This is a genomic window from Aquipseudomonas guryensis, assembly GCF_014164785.1.
In the GTDB taxonomy this organism is placed as follows: domain Bacteria; phylum Pseudomonadota; class Gammaproteobacteria; order Pseudomonadales; family Pseudomonadaceae; genus Aquipseudomonas; species Aquipseudomonas guryensis.
Genome location: NZ_JACJFN010000003.1, coordinates 492,777 through 509,092 on the forward strand (window position 1 = coordinate 492,777; position 16,316 = coordinate 509,092).

Below are 16,316 nucleotides of genomic sequence, written 5' to 3' on the forward strand. Positions count from 1 at the left end.
CCCAGAAACCTACCTTTCTGGCCCCGCCCTTTCACCATGCATCCTTTACGCAAAACCCTGCACAACGAACTGCACGCACGCCCCTCGATCTATTTCCGCGAACCGTCGCACGTCTATCACCTGGCCTTCGTCGATGCCGAGCAGGCCTGTGATGCACTGATCGAACAACTCGGCCAACTGGCCAGCGAAGTGCTGCCGAGCAACGGCGTGCAGGGCCTGCTGCGCCTGGGCAACGACACCCTCAAATGGGAACGCCACAGCGAATTCTTCACCCTCACCCTGGTGGTGCCACGTCCACCCCAAGGCGAAGCCTGGCCACCGCTTCCCGCGCATCTGGCCAGCCTGATCGAAGCCCATCGCCCCGCGCTGATCAGCGCCGTGCAGGTGTTGGTGGAAGCCGAGCGGGACTGGGCCGGCGACGCCACCCAGTACGGTTTCAAGGACCCGGCCGGCTCCCATCTGGGCAGCGGCGACGCCACGGCCTGGTCGGACTTTCGCCTCGACGAGCACGGCATCAACCGCCTGCTGCTGGTCAACCGCCGGCTCAATGCCTACCGCCTGGGGCGCATGATCCGGCGCCTGCTGGAGATCGAGACCTATCGCATGATGGCTTCGCTGACCCTGCCGGTGGCGCAGCAGGTCAGCCAGCAGTTGAAAGCCTACGACCGCGAGCTGGCCAACCTGTCTGATCGCAATGCCGAAGGCCACGACAGCGCCAAAGTGCTTTCCGCTGCCATCGCCCAACTGTCGGCACGCATCGTCCGCAGCACCGCCCTCACCCGCCTGCGCTTTGGCGCCGCGGAAGCCTATGCGCAGATCGTCTTCGAGCGCATTGCCGAACTGCGCGAAAGCCATGTCGACGATTGCCAGCGCCTGGGCGTATTCATCGAGCGGCGCTTCCGCCCGACGGTGCGCTACTGCGCGGCCACAGACCAACGCCTGGTGCGCCTCGGGCAGAGCGTGGCCAATCTCGGCGACCTGCTGCAGGCACGGGTACAGGTGGAAGTGGAGGAACAGAACTCGGCCATCTTGCGCAGCCTGAACGCCCGTGCCGATACGCAGATCAGAATCCAGAAGGCGGTCGAGGGCCTCTCGATCATCGCCATCAGCTACTACCTGCTGAGCCTGTTCAAGCTGCTGTATGAAGGCCTGCACGGCCTCGGCCTGGAGATCCCAGCGAAAACCGCGATGCTCGGCATGGGCCCGCTGGCGCTGCTGACCCTGTGCGCCATCATGCTGCGCATCCGCCAGGCCCGGGCACACTGACAGCGCCAGCAGACGGCAAAAATCCAGCGGGGGAACAATACCGATCGGCGCCCTCTTGCCTGCCTAGCCGCAATGCCCTCTAGCCTGAGCGCATCGCGGCTAAAGCCGCGCCGACCGCCACACCTGGCCGTCCGAAGGCTCTACTCGACGGCCATGCCCAGCAGCTGGACGCGTTCGCGGTTGGCCCGCCACCAGGGCAACAGGGCATCACCGGGCATCGGCTTGGCCACGAAGTAACCTTGCGCCTCGCTGCAGCCGAGGTTACGCAACAACAGCCAGTCCTCGCGGGTTTCCACGCCTTCGGCCACCACATGCAGGTTGAGCTTGCGCGCAATATCCAGGGCGCTCTCCAGGAGGATGCGCAGGTGCAGGCTCTGGCTCGCGCCATTGACGAAAGCCCTATCCACCTTCAACTCCGAACAGGGCACGCGCGACAACTGCAGCATGCAGGAGAAGCCGGTACCGTAGTCGTCCACCGACAGGCCGAAGCCTTTCAGGCGCAGGCGCGCCAGGGTACCCAGGGTGATGCCGAGGTCGACCATGATGGCGCTCTCAGTGATTTCCAGAATCACGTGCTGCGTCGGGATGCCGCTGGCCGCGACCCGCTCGATGATTGCATCGGCCAGTTTGGAGTCGGCCAGGGAGCGAGCCGAGACGTTGATCGAGAAGCTCAGCGGCAGGCCGGCGTCATGCCAGCGCCGACAATGCTGCAAGGACATGTCGAGCATCTGCAGGGTCACTTCGGAAATGTACGGACTGCGCTCGATCAGCTCGATGAACTGTCCCGGCGCCAGCAAACCGTGCTGCGGATGCTGCCAGCGGATCAGCGCCTCGACGCCCTTGAGCTGGCCATCGAGCAGACTCACCTTGGGCTGGAAGTAGGCGACAAACTCGCTCTCGCGCAAGGCACGCTGAATGTCCTGCTCGTCCAGCTGCGGCCCAGGCATCTGCGACTCGTTATGCTCCGCGCGCTGCTGCACGACCGAAAAACGACTCAGGCTGGATGCCAGCTGCTCGAACAACACCGGTTTCTGCAGCACCCCCAGCAAGCGCAAGCCCAGGCTCTTGCCCATGCTTTCGACCACATTGAGCAACACGCTTTCCCGCGCGCTGGCCACTATCACGGCTGGATCGAGCTGTAGCCGCGCCAGCTCGTGGAGCACCTCCACACCGTCCATACCGGGCATTTCCAGATCGAGGATGATCGCCTCGATCTGTGGGTTGGTCTTCAGCTGAGCTACCGCATCGAAACCATCAACGGCCTGCAACACATTGGGAATGCCCATGTCGCTGCACAGCTCGGCCATGAATTGACGCTGCAGCTCACTGTCATCGATAACCAGCAGGTGCTGGGGCAATCTGTTCGGAATCATTGCAATCGCCTCTTCATCGCCAGCTCATCACTACCCTGGGTATCTCATCCAGCGCGATTATCTGATCCACCCCTCCTAACTTGATGGCTTCCTTGGGCATACCAAACACCACACAACTCTCCTCGTCCTGGGCAAAGGTCCGGGCGCCGACCTCGTGCAGCTCCTTCAGGCCCCGCGCGCCGTCGTCGCCCATGCCCGTCATGATTACCGCCAAAGCATTCTTGCCAGCCTGCACCGCAGCAGAGCGGAACAGCACATCGACTGACGGGCGGTGGCGACTGACCAACGGCCCATCCTTGACCTCGACCATGTATTGCGCGCCGCTGCGCTTGATCAGCATGTGCTTGCCGCCCGGCGCGATCAGCGCCCGACCCGGCAGCAGACGGTCACCGTCCTGGGCTTCGCGCACCTCGATGGCACAGAGCGAGTCGAGGCGCTCGGCGAAGCTGCGGGTAAATTTTTCCGGCATGTGCTGGACGATGGCGATGGCCGGACTGTTCACCGGCAACTCGCACAGCACCGCTTCCAGCGCCTGGGTGCCACCGGTGGAGGTCCCCAGCAGCACGATCTTCTCGGTGGTGCGCTGATTCAGCAGGCCGGCACTGCTCGGCAAGTCGACCAGCACATCGGCGCTGTGCTTTTCCTCCTTCTTCAGCGTAGTCGGCAAGCTGGGTTTGACACGCGCCTTGGCCGCCGTGCGAATGGCGGCGAGCATTTCCTGGGCACTGTCCTTGAGAAAGTCGCGCAGGCCCATGGTCGGTTTGGTGATGACTTCCACGGCCCCAGCGGACAGTGCCTGCAAGGTGATATCGGCGCCCTTTTCGGTCAGGGTCGAACAGATCACCACCGGCGTCGGCCGGGTCGACATGATCTGGCGCAGGAAGGTGATGCCATCCATGCGCGGCATTTCCACATCGAGGAGGATCACATCTGGCCAGACGGTCTGCATTTTCTGCATGGCCAGCAGCGGATCCATAGCCGCACCGACCACTTCGATGTCCTTGTGCGGCGCCAGCAGCTGCTGCATCACCTCGCGCATCACCGCCGAGTCATCGACAATCATCACCTTGATGGTCATTACTGCATTTCCTCGAGCGCCTTGATATTCAACGCCCCGCCGCGGCGCACCCAGACTTCACCGGTGGCCAGATCGAAGCGCAGGTAGCGATAGCCATCGCCACCCAGGTCGCGGCCGACCACCCGCACCCCGGTTTCCGCCACCAGCCTTTCGACAAACTCGATGTTCTGTGCCCCGATCTCCTGACGCATGGATGAACCCGGATTGTTCAAGCTGCGCGAGCCACCGAACAGCTTGATCTCGGCAGCACTCAGGTTCAGGGCATGCACCCGCGTCTGCTGCTTGAGCCAGATCCAGGCATCGCGGCCGTAGCGGCCATCCAGGTCGCGGGCGTGCTCGACCACCTGGCGTTTACCCGGCAACTGGAAGTGACACATGCCGCCTTTGCGCACTTCTGGGAACCACATAACGATAGAAACGCAGGGGCCCAGCAAGGTTTCCACCCACAGCTCGCCACTGCCGAAATACAGGCCGCCGGGGTTGAGAAAGCGTTTGCGATTCATCTCGCGACCTTGCGATAGATCGACGAGCTGACCAGCTCCAAGGGCAACTGATTGTCATGCAGCGCCTCGGAGTGCCCGACCATCAGCCAGCCACCCGGCTTGAGGCGCTCGACCACGTTATTCAGCACCAACTGCTTGGTCGGCAGATCGAAGTAGATCAGCACATTGCGCAGCAGGATCAGATCGAACTGCCCAAGCTCCGGTGCCGACTTGGTCAGGTTGCCCGGACGGAACTCGACCCGTTCCCGCAAGGCCGGCTCCACCAGAAAATAGCCTTCATAGCGATCGCGCCCGCGCAGGCAGTAGCGTTTCAGATAGTGCGCTGGAATCTTCTCGCCCCGCGCCATCACATACAGGCCACGCCGGGCATTGGCCAGCACCTGCTGGCTGATGTCGGTAGCCACCACGTTCCAGGGCCGGTGCGAGCGCCCGGTGTCGAGCAACATGGCCAGGGTGTAGGCCTCCTCGCCGGTGGAGCTGGCGGCGCTCCACACGCGGAAGTCGGGCTGCGCCGCCACCGCCGGCAGGATTTTCTGCTGCAGGAAGTCGAAGTGCTTGGGTTCGCGAAAGAAATAGGTTTCATGGGTGGTGATCAGATCGATCGCCACCTCAAGCTCCGCCTCTCCTGCCGGCGAAATCAGATGCTGGTAGTACTGCTGATAGCTGCGCATACGCAAGGCGCCCAGGCGCTTGGACAGGCGCCCACAGATCAGCGGCTTTTTCACCGGCGGCAGCTGGATACCTACACGGTCATAGAACAGCTGCTGCAACAGGCGAAACTCGGGCTCGCTCAGCTCGATATCCAGCCCCGATTTCATCGCCACACCACCATCGGCCATCACGTACTCACACCGCCGCCTGATGATCGAGGTTACCGACCAGGTCGGCCAGCTCATCGAGCGACAGCACCTGGGGGATATCCAGCACGATGACGAACTGCTCGTTCTGCTTGAGGATGCCGGCGATGAAGTCGGCACGGATGCGTGCGCCGAAGGCCGGACGGTTTTCCAGCTGATGGCCCTCCACGGCCAGCACTTCGTTCACCGCATCGACGATGATGCCGAGCAGCTGCATCGACTCCGCCTGCTCGACCTCGACGATGACGATGCAGGTGCGTTTGGCAATGCCCGTCGGTTCGCGACCGAAGCGTACCGCCAGGTCGATCACTGGCACCACCGCGCCGCGCAGGTTGATCACCCCGCGCAGGAACGCCGGCATCAAGGGAATTTCGGTCAGCCCGCCGAACTCGATGATCTCGCGGATATGTTCGATCGGCAGGGCAAACAGCTCACTGCCCAACGTCAGGGTGAGGAATTGCTGGGTCAGCGGCGCTTCTACCAGGGCCGCCGGACGGCCCTGCTGATGGGCTGGCAAAGTAGTCATTGCGCAGCCTCCTAGAAGCGGGTGAACGCCGTTTCATCGACCGGATCGTCATGCAGGTGACGCCTGACCGCAGCAACCGGCTTGGGCTGCATCTTCCTGCCGGCGGACTTGCCGGTAGCGGCAGGACTACTCCCCTGGCTACGCGCAGCCCCTTCGGACAGTTGGAAGAACTGGATCATCTCCTGCAATTGCACCGCCTGGCCGCTCATCTCCTCGGAGGTCGAGGACAGTTCTTCGGACGCCGACGCGTTGACCTGGGTGGTTTGCGCCAGCTGTGTCACCGCCAGGTTGATCTGCTCCAGGCCGGTATTCTGCTCACGCGAGGCCGAGGCGATTTCCTGCACCAGATCGGCGGTCTTGCGGATCGACGGCACCATCTGCTCCAGCAGCTGCCCGGCACGCTCGGCCAGGGTCACGCTGTCCCCGGCTACCGCGCCGATTTCCTGGGCGGCCACCTGGCTGCGCTCGGCCAGCTTGCGTACTTCAGCGGCCACCACGGCGAAGCCCTTGCCGTGGTCGCCGGCACGGGCGGCCTCGATGGCGGCGTTCAGCGCCAACAGGTTGGTCTGGTAGGCGATATCGTCAATGATGCCGATCTTGCCGGCGATCTGGCGCATGGCATTGACCATCTCGCGCACGGCCGCCCCACCTTCCCCGGCATCCTTGGACGACTGGCTGGCCATGCCATCGGTGACCTTGGCGTTCTCGCTGTTCTGCGCCACGGTGGCGGCAATTTCCTCCACCGAGGCACTGGTTTCCTCGACGTTGGCTGCCTGTTCGGAAGCGTTCTGGCTCAGGGCCTGTGCCGAAGCGGCCACCTGTTCGGAGGCCGAAGCCAGGGAGTCAGCGGTCATGCGCACATCGCCCATGATCGAGCGCAGTTTCATGACCATCTGCTGCAGGCTGAACAGCATGCTGCCCTGGTCGCCATTGCGCAGCTGGATATCCAGGGTCAGGTCGCCGGCGGCAACCCGTTGCAGGCTCTCTGCGGCCAGGCTCGGCTCGCCGCCCAGCTGACGCAGCAGGCTGCGCGTGATCAGCACACCGAGCACGACCGCCAGCAGCAGACTGCCGATAACGCAACCGATGACCACCGCCAGGACCAGACTGTAGCGGTCATGGGCCGCGTCGTATTCACGCTTGGCCACCTGCAACTGGACATCCACCAACTGACCGAAACGATCGGAGACCGGGTCGATCTTCTGGTACAGCTCGTCGCTGATGAACTGCTCCAGCGCCACCTGGTCGCTGCTCTCGAGAATGCGTAGCAGCTTGCTGACCGCCTGATCGGCGTCCTTGAGCAGGGGTTTCAGTTCATCGACCAAGGCCTGTTCTTCCGGGACCATGGCCGTAGAGGTGTATTGCCCCCAGCTCTGGCGAATATCCTCTTCGGCCTTCTGCACGCTGCGCAGGCCTTCCTGCCAGCCGAGCGCGGCGATGCGCACCTTGTGCGAGGTATCGACGATATTCACCGCATAGCGATCGGAGATCAGCTTGAGGTCCTTGAGCGGTACGACGCGGTCGTTGTAGACCGTCTCCATACCCGCATTGGACTCGCGCATGCCGAATACACCGAGCGCGCCAATCGCCAGCAGAAACGCGATCAGCACCCCTGCCAGCAGGAGCAGACGGGTCGCCACCTTCATTTTGTCGAACATTTTCTTCTCCCGGTTTTTTATTGGGCCAGCGCCCGTGCAGCAGCGCTTTCAGCGCTTCTACCCAGAGAGCCGGCCGAGCGTTCAGCGGCTGCACTGGCACGCTGAATCAGGTTCGGTACATCGAGGATCAGCGCCACACTGCCATCGCCAAGGATGGTGGAACCACTGAGCACCTTGTTCTGCGCAAAGATCTGCCCGAGCGGCTTGATCACCGCCTGGAATTCGCCAACCAGCTGATCGACCACCACCCCGGCGCGGTTGGCGCCGAACTGCAACACCACCAGACTCTCGCGCAGCCCCTGGCCTGGCGGCAGGCCGAACAGGCCGCGCAAGTGCACGAACGGCAGCGGCTCACCGCGCAGGTTGACCAGGTCATGCAGGTTCTCGCGCTCGCCGAGATCGACGCACTCGACCACCTGATCCAGCGGCAGGACGAAGATCTCGTCGGCCACCTTGACCTGGAAGCCATCGATGATCGCCAGGGTCAGCGGCAGGCGGATGCGCACCGTGCTGCCCTGGCCGAACTCGCTGAGCACCTCGACCTCACCGCGCAGCTGTTCGATATTGCGCCGCACCACGTCCATGCCCACGCCACGCCCAGACAGGTTGGTGACCTGCGCGGCAGTGGAAAAGCCCGGCTCGAAGATCAACCGGTAGACTTCCTGGTCACTGAGCTGCTGGTCAGCCTGCACCAGGCCCTTCTCGATGGCCTTGGCGAGGATGCGCTCGCGGTCCAGGCCGCGGCCATCGTCGCTGACCTCGATAACGATGCTGCCGGACTCGTGATAAGCGTTCAGGCGCAGCAGGCCACGCGAGGTCTTGCCATAAGACTGGCGCGTATCCGCCGGCTCGATGCCGTGATCCATGGCGTTGCGCACGATATGCATCAGCGGGTCGGCGAGTTTCTCCACCATGGACTTGTCCAGCTCGGTGTCGGCGCCAGTGATCAGCAACTCGATGTCCTTGCCCAGCTCCTTGCTGATATCGCGTACCACCCGCGGGAAGCGCTGAAACACTTCGCCGATGGCGACCATGCGCAGCGACAGGCTGGCATCGCGGATATGTTCCACCAGGGTCGCCACGCCTTCGTTGGCCTCGGCCATCGCCGCCGGATCACCCTGACGCAGTGACAGGCTGGCGGCGGCACCGGCGATCACCAGTTCGCCGACCAGATTGATCAACTGGTCGAGCTTGCCTACCTCGACCTTGATGAACACCTGTTCGTGGCTACGTTTTTCTTCGCTCTGTTTCTGCTTGTGCAGCGCCGCCGAGACCACCGGCGGCGCCACCAGCTGCTCCTCGACCAGCAGGGTACCCAACGGCGGTGCCGGTTGCCGGCCGCTACTCTGCCGCTCGAGCACCCGCTGCAATTCATGGGTGGTCAGCGCGCCGCTGCGCACCAGCATCTCGCCCAGCCGCCCCGGTGTTTCCGGCAGGCTGGAGATCAGCTTGATATAGGCATCGATGGCACTGTGCGGCGGCAGAATCAACAGCTGGCTGTCTTCGCGGATGAACTCGAAGGCATCCTCGATTTCCTGCTTGCTGGCGCTGGACTCGAACTCCAGCTCATAGCCCAGGTAACTGGTCTCGGCATCGAAGCCGGCAGCCTCGGGCACCTGATCGGTCAGCGTATGGATGTAAACAATGCGCCCCAGCTTGCCCAGGTAGCGCAGGAACGACAGCGGATCCATGCCATTGCGCAGCACATCGCCATTGGGCCGCAGGGAGATATGCCAGAGGTCGCTGCTGACCGCCTCGCCTTCCAACACATCGACCCGCCCGGTAGCTGCCTGCACTGGCGACACCGCCGTGCTTTCCTTGCGTTCCGGGCTTTCTGCCACTGGCGCCGCAGCTGCCTCGCCGGCAGGCTGCAGGTAGTCGTTCAGCTGGCTGAGCAGGTGCGCACGCAACGCCGAATTGGGTTCATTGGCCTCGCTGCGCTCCTCGACCGCAGTGAGCAGGCTGCCGATGTAGTCGCCACAGGTCAGCAGCAGCGAGAGCATGGCCCCGTCTAGAGTCTGCTCGCCGTTGCGCACCTCATCCAGCAGGCTCTCCACCACGTGGGTGAAGTTGATCAGCGACTCCAGGCCGAACAGCCCGGCCGAGCCCTTGATGGTGTGTGCGGCACGGAAAATCGCATTGACCCGCTCGCTGTTGTAGCCATCGTTCTCGATTTCCAGCAGCGCGTCTTCCATCGCCACGAGCAGTTCACGCCCCTCCTGCACCAGGGCGCCACGGGCTTGATCCAGGTTCATGGGCGACCTCCGGTGGCATCCAGCGGAATGACCAGTGGATCACCCAGTTCGGCCACCAGGTTGAGCAGGTCGAGCACTTCACGCACGCTCGGCGCGTGCTGGGTGAAGGTCAGGCTGCGCCCCTGGCGCTGCGCCTCGCGCTTGAGCATCAGAAGGATCTGCACGCCGCTGCTGTCGAAATCTTCGACCGCACCGAGGTCGATATCCAGCTGTTTATGGCTGTTCAGCACGCCGAGCAGTTCGTCCTTGAGCTGCGCCGCGCTATAGATATTGAACTCGCCCTGCACCGCGGCGATGTAGCGCCCCGCCTCTTCGCGACCTTGGACTTCGCTCATTGCGCAACCTTTCAGGGCAGGATCAGTTTGGATACGGCATCCAGCAGCACCGGCGGCTGGAAGGGTTTGACCACCCAGGCGCGCACGCCAGCGGCCTTGCCCTCGGCCTTCTTCGCTTCGCCGGCCTCGGTGGTGAGCATGATCACCGGGGTGAACTTGTAGGCCGGCAGCAACTTGGCCGATTTGACGAAGGTGATGCCGTCCATGTTCGGCATGTTCACATCGGAGACAATCAGGTTGATCTTGCGCCCATCCAGCTTGCTCAGCGCGTCCTTGCCATCACAGGCTTCCAGCACGTCATAGCCGGCGCCCTTGAGCGCGATGCCGACGACCTGGCGAAAGCTCGTCGAGTCGTCCACCACCAATACGGTCTTGCCCATTACGAGATTCCTGTTTCCGTTCAGATAGTCAGAAGAAAGTCACGGACGACTGCTCGACGCCCGCGGCGGCCTGGCCGCTGTGCGCGCGTTGCTGCTCCAGCGTGGTGTAGCTGGACTCCAGGCGCTTGAGCCATTCCCGACTGGAGGGCACCTGCTCGTCGCCCATGCAGCCCTGCAGACGCTGGATGTCATCGGTGATGTGGGAAATGATCTGGCTGACCCGGTCCTGGAACTGCAGGTCGACCAATACCGCATTGACCGTGTGCTCGACCTCGCGGCTGTTGCCCTGCAGCAGTTGCAGGCGCTGTTCGAGCTGACTGACACCTGCGGCCAGCTCGCTGAGCACCTGGCCGACGATATTTTCTGCAGCCTGAATGGTGCTCTGGCTGACCGCATCCATCTGCTCGGCCCGGGCCACCATGGACTCCATCGAACGGCCCATGACCTGGACCTTTTCAGTGATCTTCGCTCCGGTTTCCCCGGACATCGACGATAGCTTGCGCACCTCGTCGGCCACCACCGAAAAACCGCGCCCGGACTCGCCAGCACGCGCCGCTTCGATCGCCGCATTGAGGGCCAGCAGGTTGGTTTGCGAGGCGATCTTCGCCACGTCTTCGGCCATGCCATGCAGCTCGCCGACAAAGCCGCTCAGTTCGCGGATCTCGACCAGGAAGCGCTGGCGCTCGTCACTGGTCTCATCGAGCATCTTTACCGCACGCGGCAATTCGACCTGGGCGTGGCGCAGCACTTCGAACACCCCGGCGCCATCCTCGCCACCACCGAGGTCGAGTACCTGATGGATCTGCTGACTCATGCCGATGAATTTCGAGGTCAGGCCTTCGGCGGCCTGGTAGGTCTGGCCCTGCACCAGCTCGATATGCCGCACCCAGAGTGGCAGCACGGCATCCAGCAGCTCGCGCAGCGCCAGTAGACTGGCCTGGGTCTGCGCCAGGGCCGGCGCCGAGTCTTCAACCATCGGTCCCTGTTGCAGTGCTGGGCGATTGACGAACAACCACAGCCAGGTCAACAGCAGCACAGCCGCGAGCGCACCGTGCCACCAAACGGCAGCCAGCAAGACACAGACGACTGGAATCAACAGAGTGCCGGCAAGCAGCCAGGAACGCGGGGCATGTGCGACTAGCCGCGAACTCGTGACCATGGATGGTTCTCCAGGCAGCGGAAGGGGTTCGAGCGAAGCCCCTTTTATTGTTATGTTCTGGCCACGACTTATCCGCGCACTGAAGCGGGAAGGCCGACTCACTGGATTAACGGTAGCTGAGATTTTGGCCAGCGGCGGATGGCAAACTGCCATCGCCGCAAATACCTGCCGGAGCTTAGTAAATTGACGCCAAAATCCTTATCAGTGATTTGGCGGGCGTGCCTAGGTAGTTTTACCTAGCCGATTCACTCGTCCAGCTTGATGATGCCGCGGCGCAGGGCATACATCACCAGACCCGCCAGATCGCGGATCGCCAGGCGGTCCATGATCTGTGCGCGGTGGGTGTCGACGGTTTTCACGCTGAGGTTGAGGATAAAGGCCACTTCCTTGTTGCTCTTGCCCTTGGCCAGCCAGTACAGCACCTCCTGCTGGCGGTTGGTCAGCAGCTCCAGCGGCGTTTCCTCGGTCACCCCGGCCGCAGCATCGATCACCTGTCCCGCCACCCGTGGGCTGAGGTAGCGATGACCATCGAGCACGGCCTGCAGGGCCAGTTGCAGCTCGATCACCGCAGCATCCTTGAGCAGGTAGCCCGAGGCGCCCATCTGCATGGCCTTGATCACATAGTCGCGGGTGTCGTGCATCGACAGCAGGATCACCGGTAGCTCGGGCCAGCGCGAACGCACAGTGCTCAGGGCTTCCAGACCGGAGCAGCGGCGCATGGTCAGGTCAAGCAAGAGCACATCCGGACGATGCGTCTCCACTAGCGCCTCAACCTGGTCGCCATCGCTCCCCTCAGCGATCACCTGATAACCAGCCTCCAGCAACAGCGAGCGAATCCCAGCTCTGACCAATTCGTGATCATCGACCAATACAACCCGCGCGGGCATGTTCTCACTCCTCAGACGGGGTCTTCTGCCCCTGCACTATCGGGTACCACCTCTCCTTGGTTGGGTACGTTTCGCGTGCCGCCACTGGTTGTACCAGGCGCGGCGAGGGCGGCGATCCTGCGTGATGGCGCAGGTGATGGCAATCAGCCAGTTACTGATACGCGACCTGAGCTTTTACGCAGCCATCATGCGCCTAAATGTCTCGACTGCCGGAAAAAGTGTGCCGCAAATCCACAAGCGCGCCAATCTGCGCGTGACCATTCCGCAGCCGAGCGACACTTCCTGACCAATTGGTTAAATATTTTCACGAGACCTGAACGGGGCGCCGAAATGCCGGCGCCCCGCATCAGAATGCCCAGCCAGAGAGCCCGGCCAGGCAGGAGGGAAGATCAGCGAGGGAAAATCAGTTGAGGCGCATATCAACCAGCAGGCGCAGGTAGGAGGTCAGACTCTGCCCGCCGACGGTACCTTTATAGCCATGGCTGTCGAACTGGGTGCTCTTGATCAGGTCGACGCGGTAGCGCGGGTTGGTCTCATAGGTACGCCCCAGGGTGCTGGTGGAGCGGCTGTTGAACAGGTCGGCACTGACCTTGACGAACTCGCGCGGCTTGTTGCGGCCATTGGCCCCGCTGTTGTTCGGGCTGCTGAAGATGTCGCCGGTGGCGGTCATCGCCGTGCTGTACTGCTCGCGGCCGCGCAGGCTGGTCTTGGCGCTGGCGATAACGAATTGGCCGGTCTGCGGACGGTATTTGTCGCCACTGGTCAGGTAGCTGGCCAGCACGTCGTACAGGGCCCAGGTGCTGCCACTGCCCAGCTCGGAATTGCGCAGGTCGAAGACAAACACGCCGCCCGCACCGATGACCTCCATCTCGACCTGGCCAAGGCTGGCATTGTTCTGCACCAGCAGACCGGTGTTTTCGTCCACGCCGAAGGCGAACGGTACGTTGGTGTAGTCGGCCAGCCGCACGATGCGCCCCTGGCGACCACGCTCGCTGAAGTGGGTATCGAGCAGGCCGTAGTTGAAGAAACCGAAGCCGCCCTGCGGGTCATAGGACAGGTCATCACCCGACGGCGTGGTGTAAGGCCCGTAGCGCAGCGCCTCGTAGCTCTCGCCGCCGGTGACCATCGGCCCGTCGACCATGATCGCGGTGCCGGCGCTGGTACCGGCTAGGACCGCGCCCGCCGCATAGCGCGAGCGAATCGCCGCCAACGCCGGGGTATCGGTGCGGCTGCTGGTCTGCAGCACCTGGGTCAGACGCGACTGGTCACCGCCGCCGAAGAAGAAGCCGGTCATGCCATTGATCTGGCTGACCACCGTCGGGTTGCTGCTGTTGGCGATATTGTCCAGGTCGATGGGAATCCACTGGGCATTGGCTGCACCATAGGTGGTGCGTAACAGGTTGGCGTAGTACTCGCCATTGGCCCGCGAGTTGGCGGCATCGGCGGTACCGGCATCCGGATCTTGGCTTTCCGGAATGGAGGCGGCGGTGATCACGCCGATCTTGGCCTGGCCGGTGCCGCCGGCCAGCTGGATGAAGCGTTGATAGATGGCCGCGTTGTCATCCTTGAGGCCGCCACCGACCAGCAACAGAGCGCCGGCCGCTTGCCCCAATCCGGGCAACAGGGCGATGAGTAGAACCGCGGAACGCCATACCTTCTTTCTTATCGTCATCGTGATTTCTCCGAGACGTGCAGTTGCCTGCACTGTTGTTGTGGGGTTGTCGTAGAACGGAATTGCCTTATGGAAACACTCAATAAACGCTGAACTGCTTGAAGTACTGCTTCTCGATTCGCGCATACACGCCATTATCGAGAATGGCCACCAGCGCCCGGTTCAAGCGGACCTTGAGCGCCTCCTCGCCTTTGCGCAGGGCAATGCCCTGGCCCTTGCCGAAGAACTTGGGTGCCACCACGGCATTGCCGACCCGTTCGAAGCCAGCGCCCTTGGCCGAATCGATGAAGCCGAAGTAACCGGACACCGCATCGTCCAGCACCAGGTCGACGCGCCCCTCGTAGAGCGCCTGGTAGGTAGCCGCCGCACTGTCGAAACGCTCGATCGCCACATGCTTGGCAAAGCGCTCGCTCAGGTAACGGTCATAGGTGGTGCCACGCTGCACACCCAGGCGTCGGTTACCGATGCGCCGTGGGGTAATGATGACTTCGTTGATGGCGCCTTCGCGGGCGAAGAAGAACGCCGGCGTCTGCGCATATTTCGCGGTGAAGTCCACCTGCTTGAGGCGTTCTTCGGTGATCGACATGGACGCCAGGATCAGGTCCGTGCGTCGCTCCTGCAGGGCCGGGATCAGGTCGTCCCAGGCGAACCGCTGCAACTGGCAGTCGGTGTTCATCTGCTCGCACAAGGCATTGGCGATGTCGACATTGAAGCCCTTGAGCTGCCCGTTCTGATCGAGCTCCTCGAAGGGCGGAAACTGTCCTTCCATGGCGATTCGCAGGGGCTCCGCCTGGACCGTGAAGGCCAGCAACCCTGCCATTAACAATCCGTATAACAACCCGTACGCACGCATATCCACGCCTCCTTGTTGCAGGTCGGCCGGTACTGCCACAGGTGCCCTCTACCGAAAAAAACGGCGCCATACGGGCGCCGTAAGGTCAAAGGAGCAATCGGAGCAGACCTTAAGAAAAACGGCTGCAGCCCGTGGCTGCATAACCACGGGCTGGACGACGCGTTACAGAATGCTCAGCGGGTAGTCGACGATCACCCGGAACTCGTGGATGTCGCCCTCGCCCTGATCGCCGTTGGCGTAGTGGAACGCCTGACGCAGACGCACGGAGAGGTCCTTGGCCGGGCCTTCCTGGATCACGTACTTGATGTCCAGGTCGGTTTCGCTGTGCTCACCGTCGGCGCCGTAGTAACCGACATAGCCACCGTTGACGTCGGCGTCGGTGCCATCGATGTCACTACCTTTGACATAGGTGACCTTGGTGGTCAGGCCCGGCACGCCCATTTCGCTCCAGTCGTAGCCGTAGCCGACGCGCCAGGACTTCTCGTTCGGCGCGTTGAAGTCGGAGTACTGCATGGAGTTGGAGAGGAAGATCGAGTCGCCGCCAACGTAGTCGAACGGGGTATCGCCATCGACCGCCTGGTAGGCCAGCAGCAGGCTGTGGGAACCCAGGGTGTAGGTGGCCGCCAGGCTGAAGGTGGTGTTGTCGATATCACCCTGCAGGGCGTCACCGGTGTCGGTGGTGCGGTACAGGTTGAAGTCGAAGTTCAGCCCCTGGCCTTCGCTGATCGCCAGGTTGTAGTTGAGGTTGCCGTAGTACTGGTTCCAGGTCTCGTCGAACTGCGAGGCGTAGAAGCCCAGGCTCAGGTCATCGTTGACGGTGTACCAGCCACCGGCAAAGTCGAGGGTCTTGCCGATCTCGCCGCTGCCATAGTTGAGGTTCAGCTCGTCATCGCTGTTGGTCGAGTTGCGGTTGTTGTACGCGGTGAAGTGACCGGCTTCGAAAGCCAGATTCTCGATCTCGTCACTGGCCACGTGGAAACCGGTGGCGGTTTCCGGCAGCAGGCGGCTGTGGGCGGTGGCGAACACCGGTGCCGCGGTGCGCATTTCACCGTACTTGAGCACGGTGTCGGAGACGCGCAGCTTCACCGCACCACCGGCTTCGCCGTATTCGTCCTGGGCGCGGCCTTCGTCGCTGATCGGCAGCAGGCCGGTGCCGGTACGGCCACGGCCGCTGTCCAGCTTGATACCCATGTAACCGTAGGCATCGGCGCCGAAGCCCACGGTGCCCTGGGTGAAGCCGGACGCGAACTCGGCCATCACGCCGTGCGCCCACTCCTCGCGGTAGCTCTGGCTATCCGGTTTGTTCTTGAAGTCGCGATTGAAGTAGTAGTTGCGGTTCAGCAGGTTCAGCTCGCTGTCTTCGACAAAGCCCTTGGCATCGGCCTGGCCAGCCAGCGCCAGCTGGGTACTGGCGGCACTGATGGCCAGCGCGAGACAACTCAGTTTTACAAGGTTCATGACTTACTCCGTTTAGTGTTATTGGAAAGCCCCTCGCAGGGCTTCAGGTTTTTGCC

Annotated in this window: 16 protein-coding genes; 2 read left to right on the plus strand and 14 right to left on the minus strand. The window is 62.7% G+C overall.

Features of this window, described 5'->3' with window-relative positions:
- The first annotated feature begins 36 nt into the window (after window positions 1-36).
- Window positions 37-1,266: a DUF3422 domain-containing protein gene (locus H3H45_RS13900; RefSeq protein WP_182834332.1), complete on the plus strand. Its 1,230-nt coding sequence runs from the start codon at window positions 37-39 to the stop codon at window positions 1,264-1,266.
- Between the two features lie 140 nt (window positions 1,267-1,406).
- Here H3H45_RS13900 and H3H45_RS13905 read toward each other — a convergent pair whose 3' ends face one another.
- The 11 genes from H3H45_RS13905 to H3H45_RS13955 all read right to left on the minus strand — a co-directional run bounded on the left by H3H45_RS13905 (window position 1,407) and on the right by H3H45_RS13955 (window position 12,277).
- The gene (locus tag H3H45_RS13905) at window positions 1,407-2,639 is read right to left on the minus strand and encodes an EAL domain-containing response regulator (RefSeq protein WP_182834333.1); all 1,233 of its coding nucleotides are present in this window, start codon (window positions 2,637-2,639) and stop codon (window positions 1,407-1,409) included.
- Window positions 2,640-2,652: 13 nt separating this feature from the next.
- A complete protein-coding gene (locus H3H45_RS13910; RefSeq protein ID WP_182834334.1) occupies window positions 2,653-3,717 on the minus strand; it encodes a protein-glutamate methylesterase/protein-glutamine glutaminase in 1,065 nt (354 codons plus the stop codon).
- A complete protein-coding gene (locus H3H45_RS13915) occupies window positions 3,717-4,220 on the minus strand; it encodes a chemotaxis protein CheD (RefSeq protein ID WP_182834335.1) in 504 nt (167 codons plus the stop codon). Before H3H45_RS13915 ends, H3H45_RS13910 begins: the two co-directional genes overlap by 1 nt.
- Window positions 4,217-5,116, minus strand: coding sequence for a CheR family methyltransferase (locus H3H45_RS13920; protein WP_235983697.1), 900 nt, complete (start codon window positions 5,114-5,116; stop codon window positions 4,217-4,219). Before H3H45_RS13920 ends, H3H45_RS13915 begins: the two co-directional genes overlap by 4 nt.
- Entirely contained in the window at window positions 5,067-5,603 is a 537-nt protein-coding gene (locus H3H45_RS13925; protein ID WP_182834336.1) for a chemotaxis protein CheW, read from the minus strand. Before H3H45_RS13925 ends, H3H45_RS13920 begins: the two co-directional genes overlap by 50 nt.
- An 11-nt stretch (window positions 5,604-5,614) precedes the next feature.
- Window positions 5,615-7,261 (minus strand): methyl-accepting chemotaxis protein, encoded by a 1,647-nt coding sequence (locus tag H3H45_RS13930; protein WP_182834337.1) that lies wholly within the window; start codon window positions 7,259-7,261, stop codon window positions 5,615-5,617.
- A gap of 17 nt (window positions 7,262-7,278) precedes the next feature.
- Window positions 7,279-9,516 (minus strand): chemotaxis protein CheA, encoded by a 2,238-nt coding sequence (locus H3H45_RS13935; RefSeq protein ID WP_182834338.1) that lies wholly within the window; start codon window positions 9,514-9,516, stop codon window positions 7,279-7,281.
- Window positions 9,513-9,851: an STAS domain-containing protein gene (locus H3H45_RS13940; protein ID WP_182834339.1), complete on the minus strand. Its 339-nt coding sequence runs from the start codon at window positions 9,849-9,851 to the stop codon at window positions 9,513-9,515. Before H3H45_RS13940 ends, H3H45_RS13935 begins: the two co-directional genes overlap by 4 nt.
- An 11-nt stretch (window positions 9,852-9,862) precedes the next feature.
- Window positions 9,863-10,231 carry a response regulator gene (locus H3H45_RS13945; RefSeq protein ID WP_182834340.1) on the minus strand — a complete coding sequence of 123 codons (369 nt, stop codon included), beginning with the start codon at window positions 10,229-10,231 and terminating at the stop codon, window positions 9,863-9,865.
- Window positions 10,232-10,259: 28 nt separating this feature from the next.
- The gene (locus H3H45_RS20015) at window positions 10,260-11,267 is read right to left on the minus strand and encodes a methyl-accepting chemotaxis protein (RefSeq protein WP_328822353.1); all 1,008 of its coding nucleotides are present in this window, start codon (window positions 11,265-11,267) and stop codon (window positions 10,260-10,262) included.
- A gap of 368 nt (window positions 11,268-11,635) precedes the next feature.
- Window positions 11,636-12,277: a response regulator gene (locus H3H45_RS13955; protein ID WP_182834341.1), complete on the minus strand. Its 642-nt coding sequence runs from the start codon at window positions 12,275-12,277 to the stop codon at window positions 11,636-11,638.
- Window positions 12,278-12,401: 124 nt separating this feature from the next.
- Here H3H45_RS13955 and H3H45_RS13960 point away from each other — a divergent pair, with 124 nt between their 5' ends.
- Entirely contained in the window at window positions 12,402-12,563 is a 162-nt protein-coding gene (locus H3H45_RS13960; protein WP_182834342.1) for a hypothetical protein, read from the plus strand.
- A gap of 117 nt (window positions 12,564-12,680) precedes the next feature.
- Here the strand turns inward: H3H45_RS13960 and H3H45_RS13965 are convergent, their stop codons facing one another.
- The 3 genes from H3H45_RS13965 to H3H45_RS13975 all read right to left on the minus strand — a co-directional run bounded on the left by H3H45_RS13965 (window position 12,681) and on the right by H3H45_RS13975 (window position 16,260).
- Window positions 12,681-13,949, minus strand: coding sequence for a cyanophycinase (locus H3H45_RS13965; RefSeq protein ID WP_182834343.1), 1,269 nt, complete (start codon window positions 13,947-13,949; stop codon window positions 12,681-12,683).
- A 79-nt stretch (window positions 13,950-14,028) separates the two neighbouring features.
- Entirely contained in the window at window positions 14,029-14,769 is a 741-nt protein-coding gene (locus H3H45_RS13970; protein WP_182834344.1) for a transporter substrate-binding domain-containing protein, read from the minus strand.
- A 195-nt stretch (window positions 14,770-14,964) separates the two neighbouring features.
- Window positions 14,965-16,260 (minus strand): OprD family porin, encoded by a 1,296-nt coding sequence (locus H3H45_RS13975; RefSeq protein WP_182834345.1) that lies wholly within the window; start codon window positions 16,258-16,260, stop codon window positions 14,965-14,967.
- Between the last annotated feature and the right edge of the window lie 56 nt (window positions 16,261-16,316).

Bases quoted from the DNA above. Each gene is read 5' to 3' on its own strand.
- H3H45_RS13900 (WP_182834332.1), top strand. From the start codon at position 37: ATGCATCCTTTACGCAAAACCCTGCACAACGAACTGCACGCACGCCCC.
- H3H45_RS13905 (WP_182834333.1), bottom strand. From the start codon at position 2,639: ATGATTCCGAACAGATTGCCCCAGCACCTGCTGGTTATCGATGACAGT.
- H3H45_RS13910 (WP_182834334.1), bottom strand. From the start codon at position 3,717: ATGACCATCAAGGTGATGATTGTCGATGACTCGGCGGTGATGCGCGAG.
- H3H45_RS13915 (WP_182834335.1), bottom strand. From the start codon at position 4,220: ATGAATCGCAAACGCTTTCTCAACCCCGGCGGCCTGTATTTCGGCAGT.
- H3H45_RS13920 (WP_235983697.1), bottom strand. From the start codon at position 5,116: ATGAGCTGGCCGACCTGGTCGGTAACCTCGATCATCAGGCGGCGGTGT.
- H3H45_RS13925 (WP_182834336.1), bottom strand. From the start codon at position 5,603: ATGACTACTTTGCCAGCCCATCAGCAGGGCCGTCCGGCGGCCCTGGTA.
- H3H45_RS13930 (WP_182834337.1), bottom strand. From the start codon at position 7,261: ATGTTCGACAAAATGAAGGTGGCGACCCGTCTGCTCCTGCTGGCAGGG.
- H3H45_RS13935 (WP_182834338.1), bottom strand. From the start codon at position 9,516: ATGAACCTGGATCAAGCCCGTGGCGCCCTGGTGCAGGAGGGGCGTGAA.
- H3H45_RS13940 (WP_182834339.1), bottom strand. From the start codon at position 9,851: ATGAGCGAAGTCCAAGGTCGCGAAGAGGCGGGGCGCTACATCGCCGCG.
- H3H45_RS13945 (WP_182834340.1), bottom strand. From the start codon at position 10,231: ATGGGCAAGACCGTATTGGTGGTGGACGACTCGACGAGCTTTCGCCAG.
- H3H45_RS13955 (WP_182834341.1), bottom strand. From the start codon at position 12,277: ATGCCCGCGCGGGTTGTATTGGTCGATGATCACGAATTGGTCAGAGCT.
- H3H45_RS13960 (WP_182834342.1), top strand. From the start codon at position 12,402: ATGGCGCAGGTGATGGCAATCAGCCAGTTACTGATACGCGACCTGAGC.
- H3H45_RS13965 (WP_182834343.1), bottom strand. From the start codon at position 13,949: ATGACGATAAGAAAGAAGGTATGGCGTTCCGCGGTTCTACTCATCGCC.
- H3H45_RS13970 (WP_182834344.1), bottom strand. From the start codon at position 14,769: ATGGCAGGGTTGCTGGCCTTCACGGTCCAGGCGGAGCCCCTGCGAATC.
- H3H45_RS13975 (WP_182834345.1), bottom strand. From the start codon at position 16,260: ATGAACCTTGTAAAACTGAGTTGTCTCGCGCTGGCCATCAGTGCCGCC.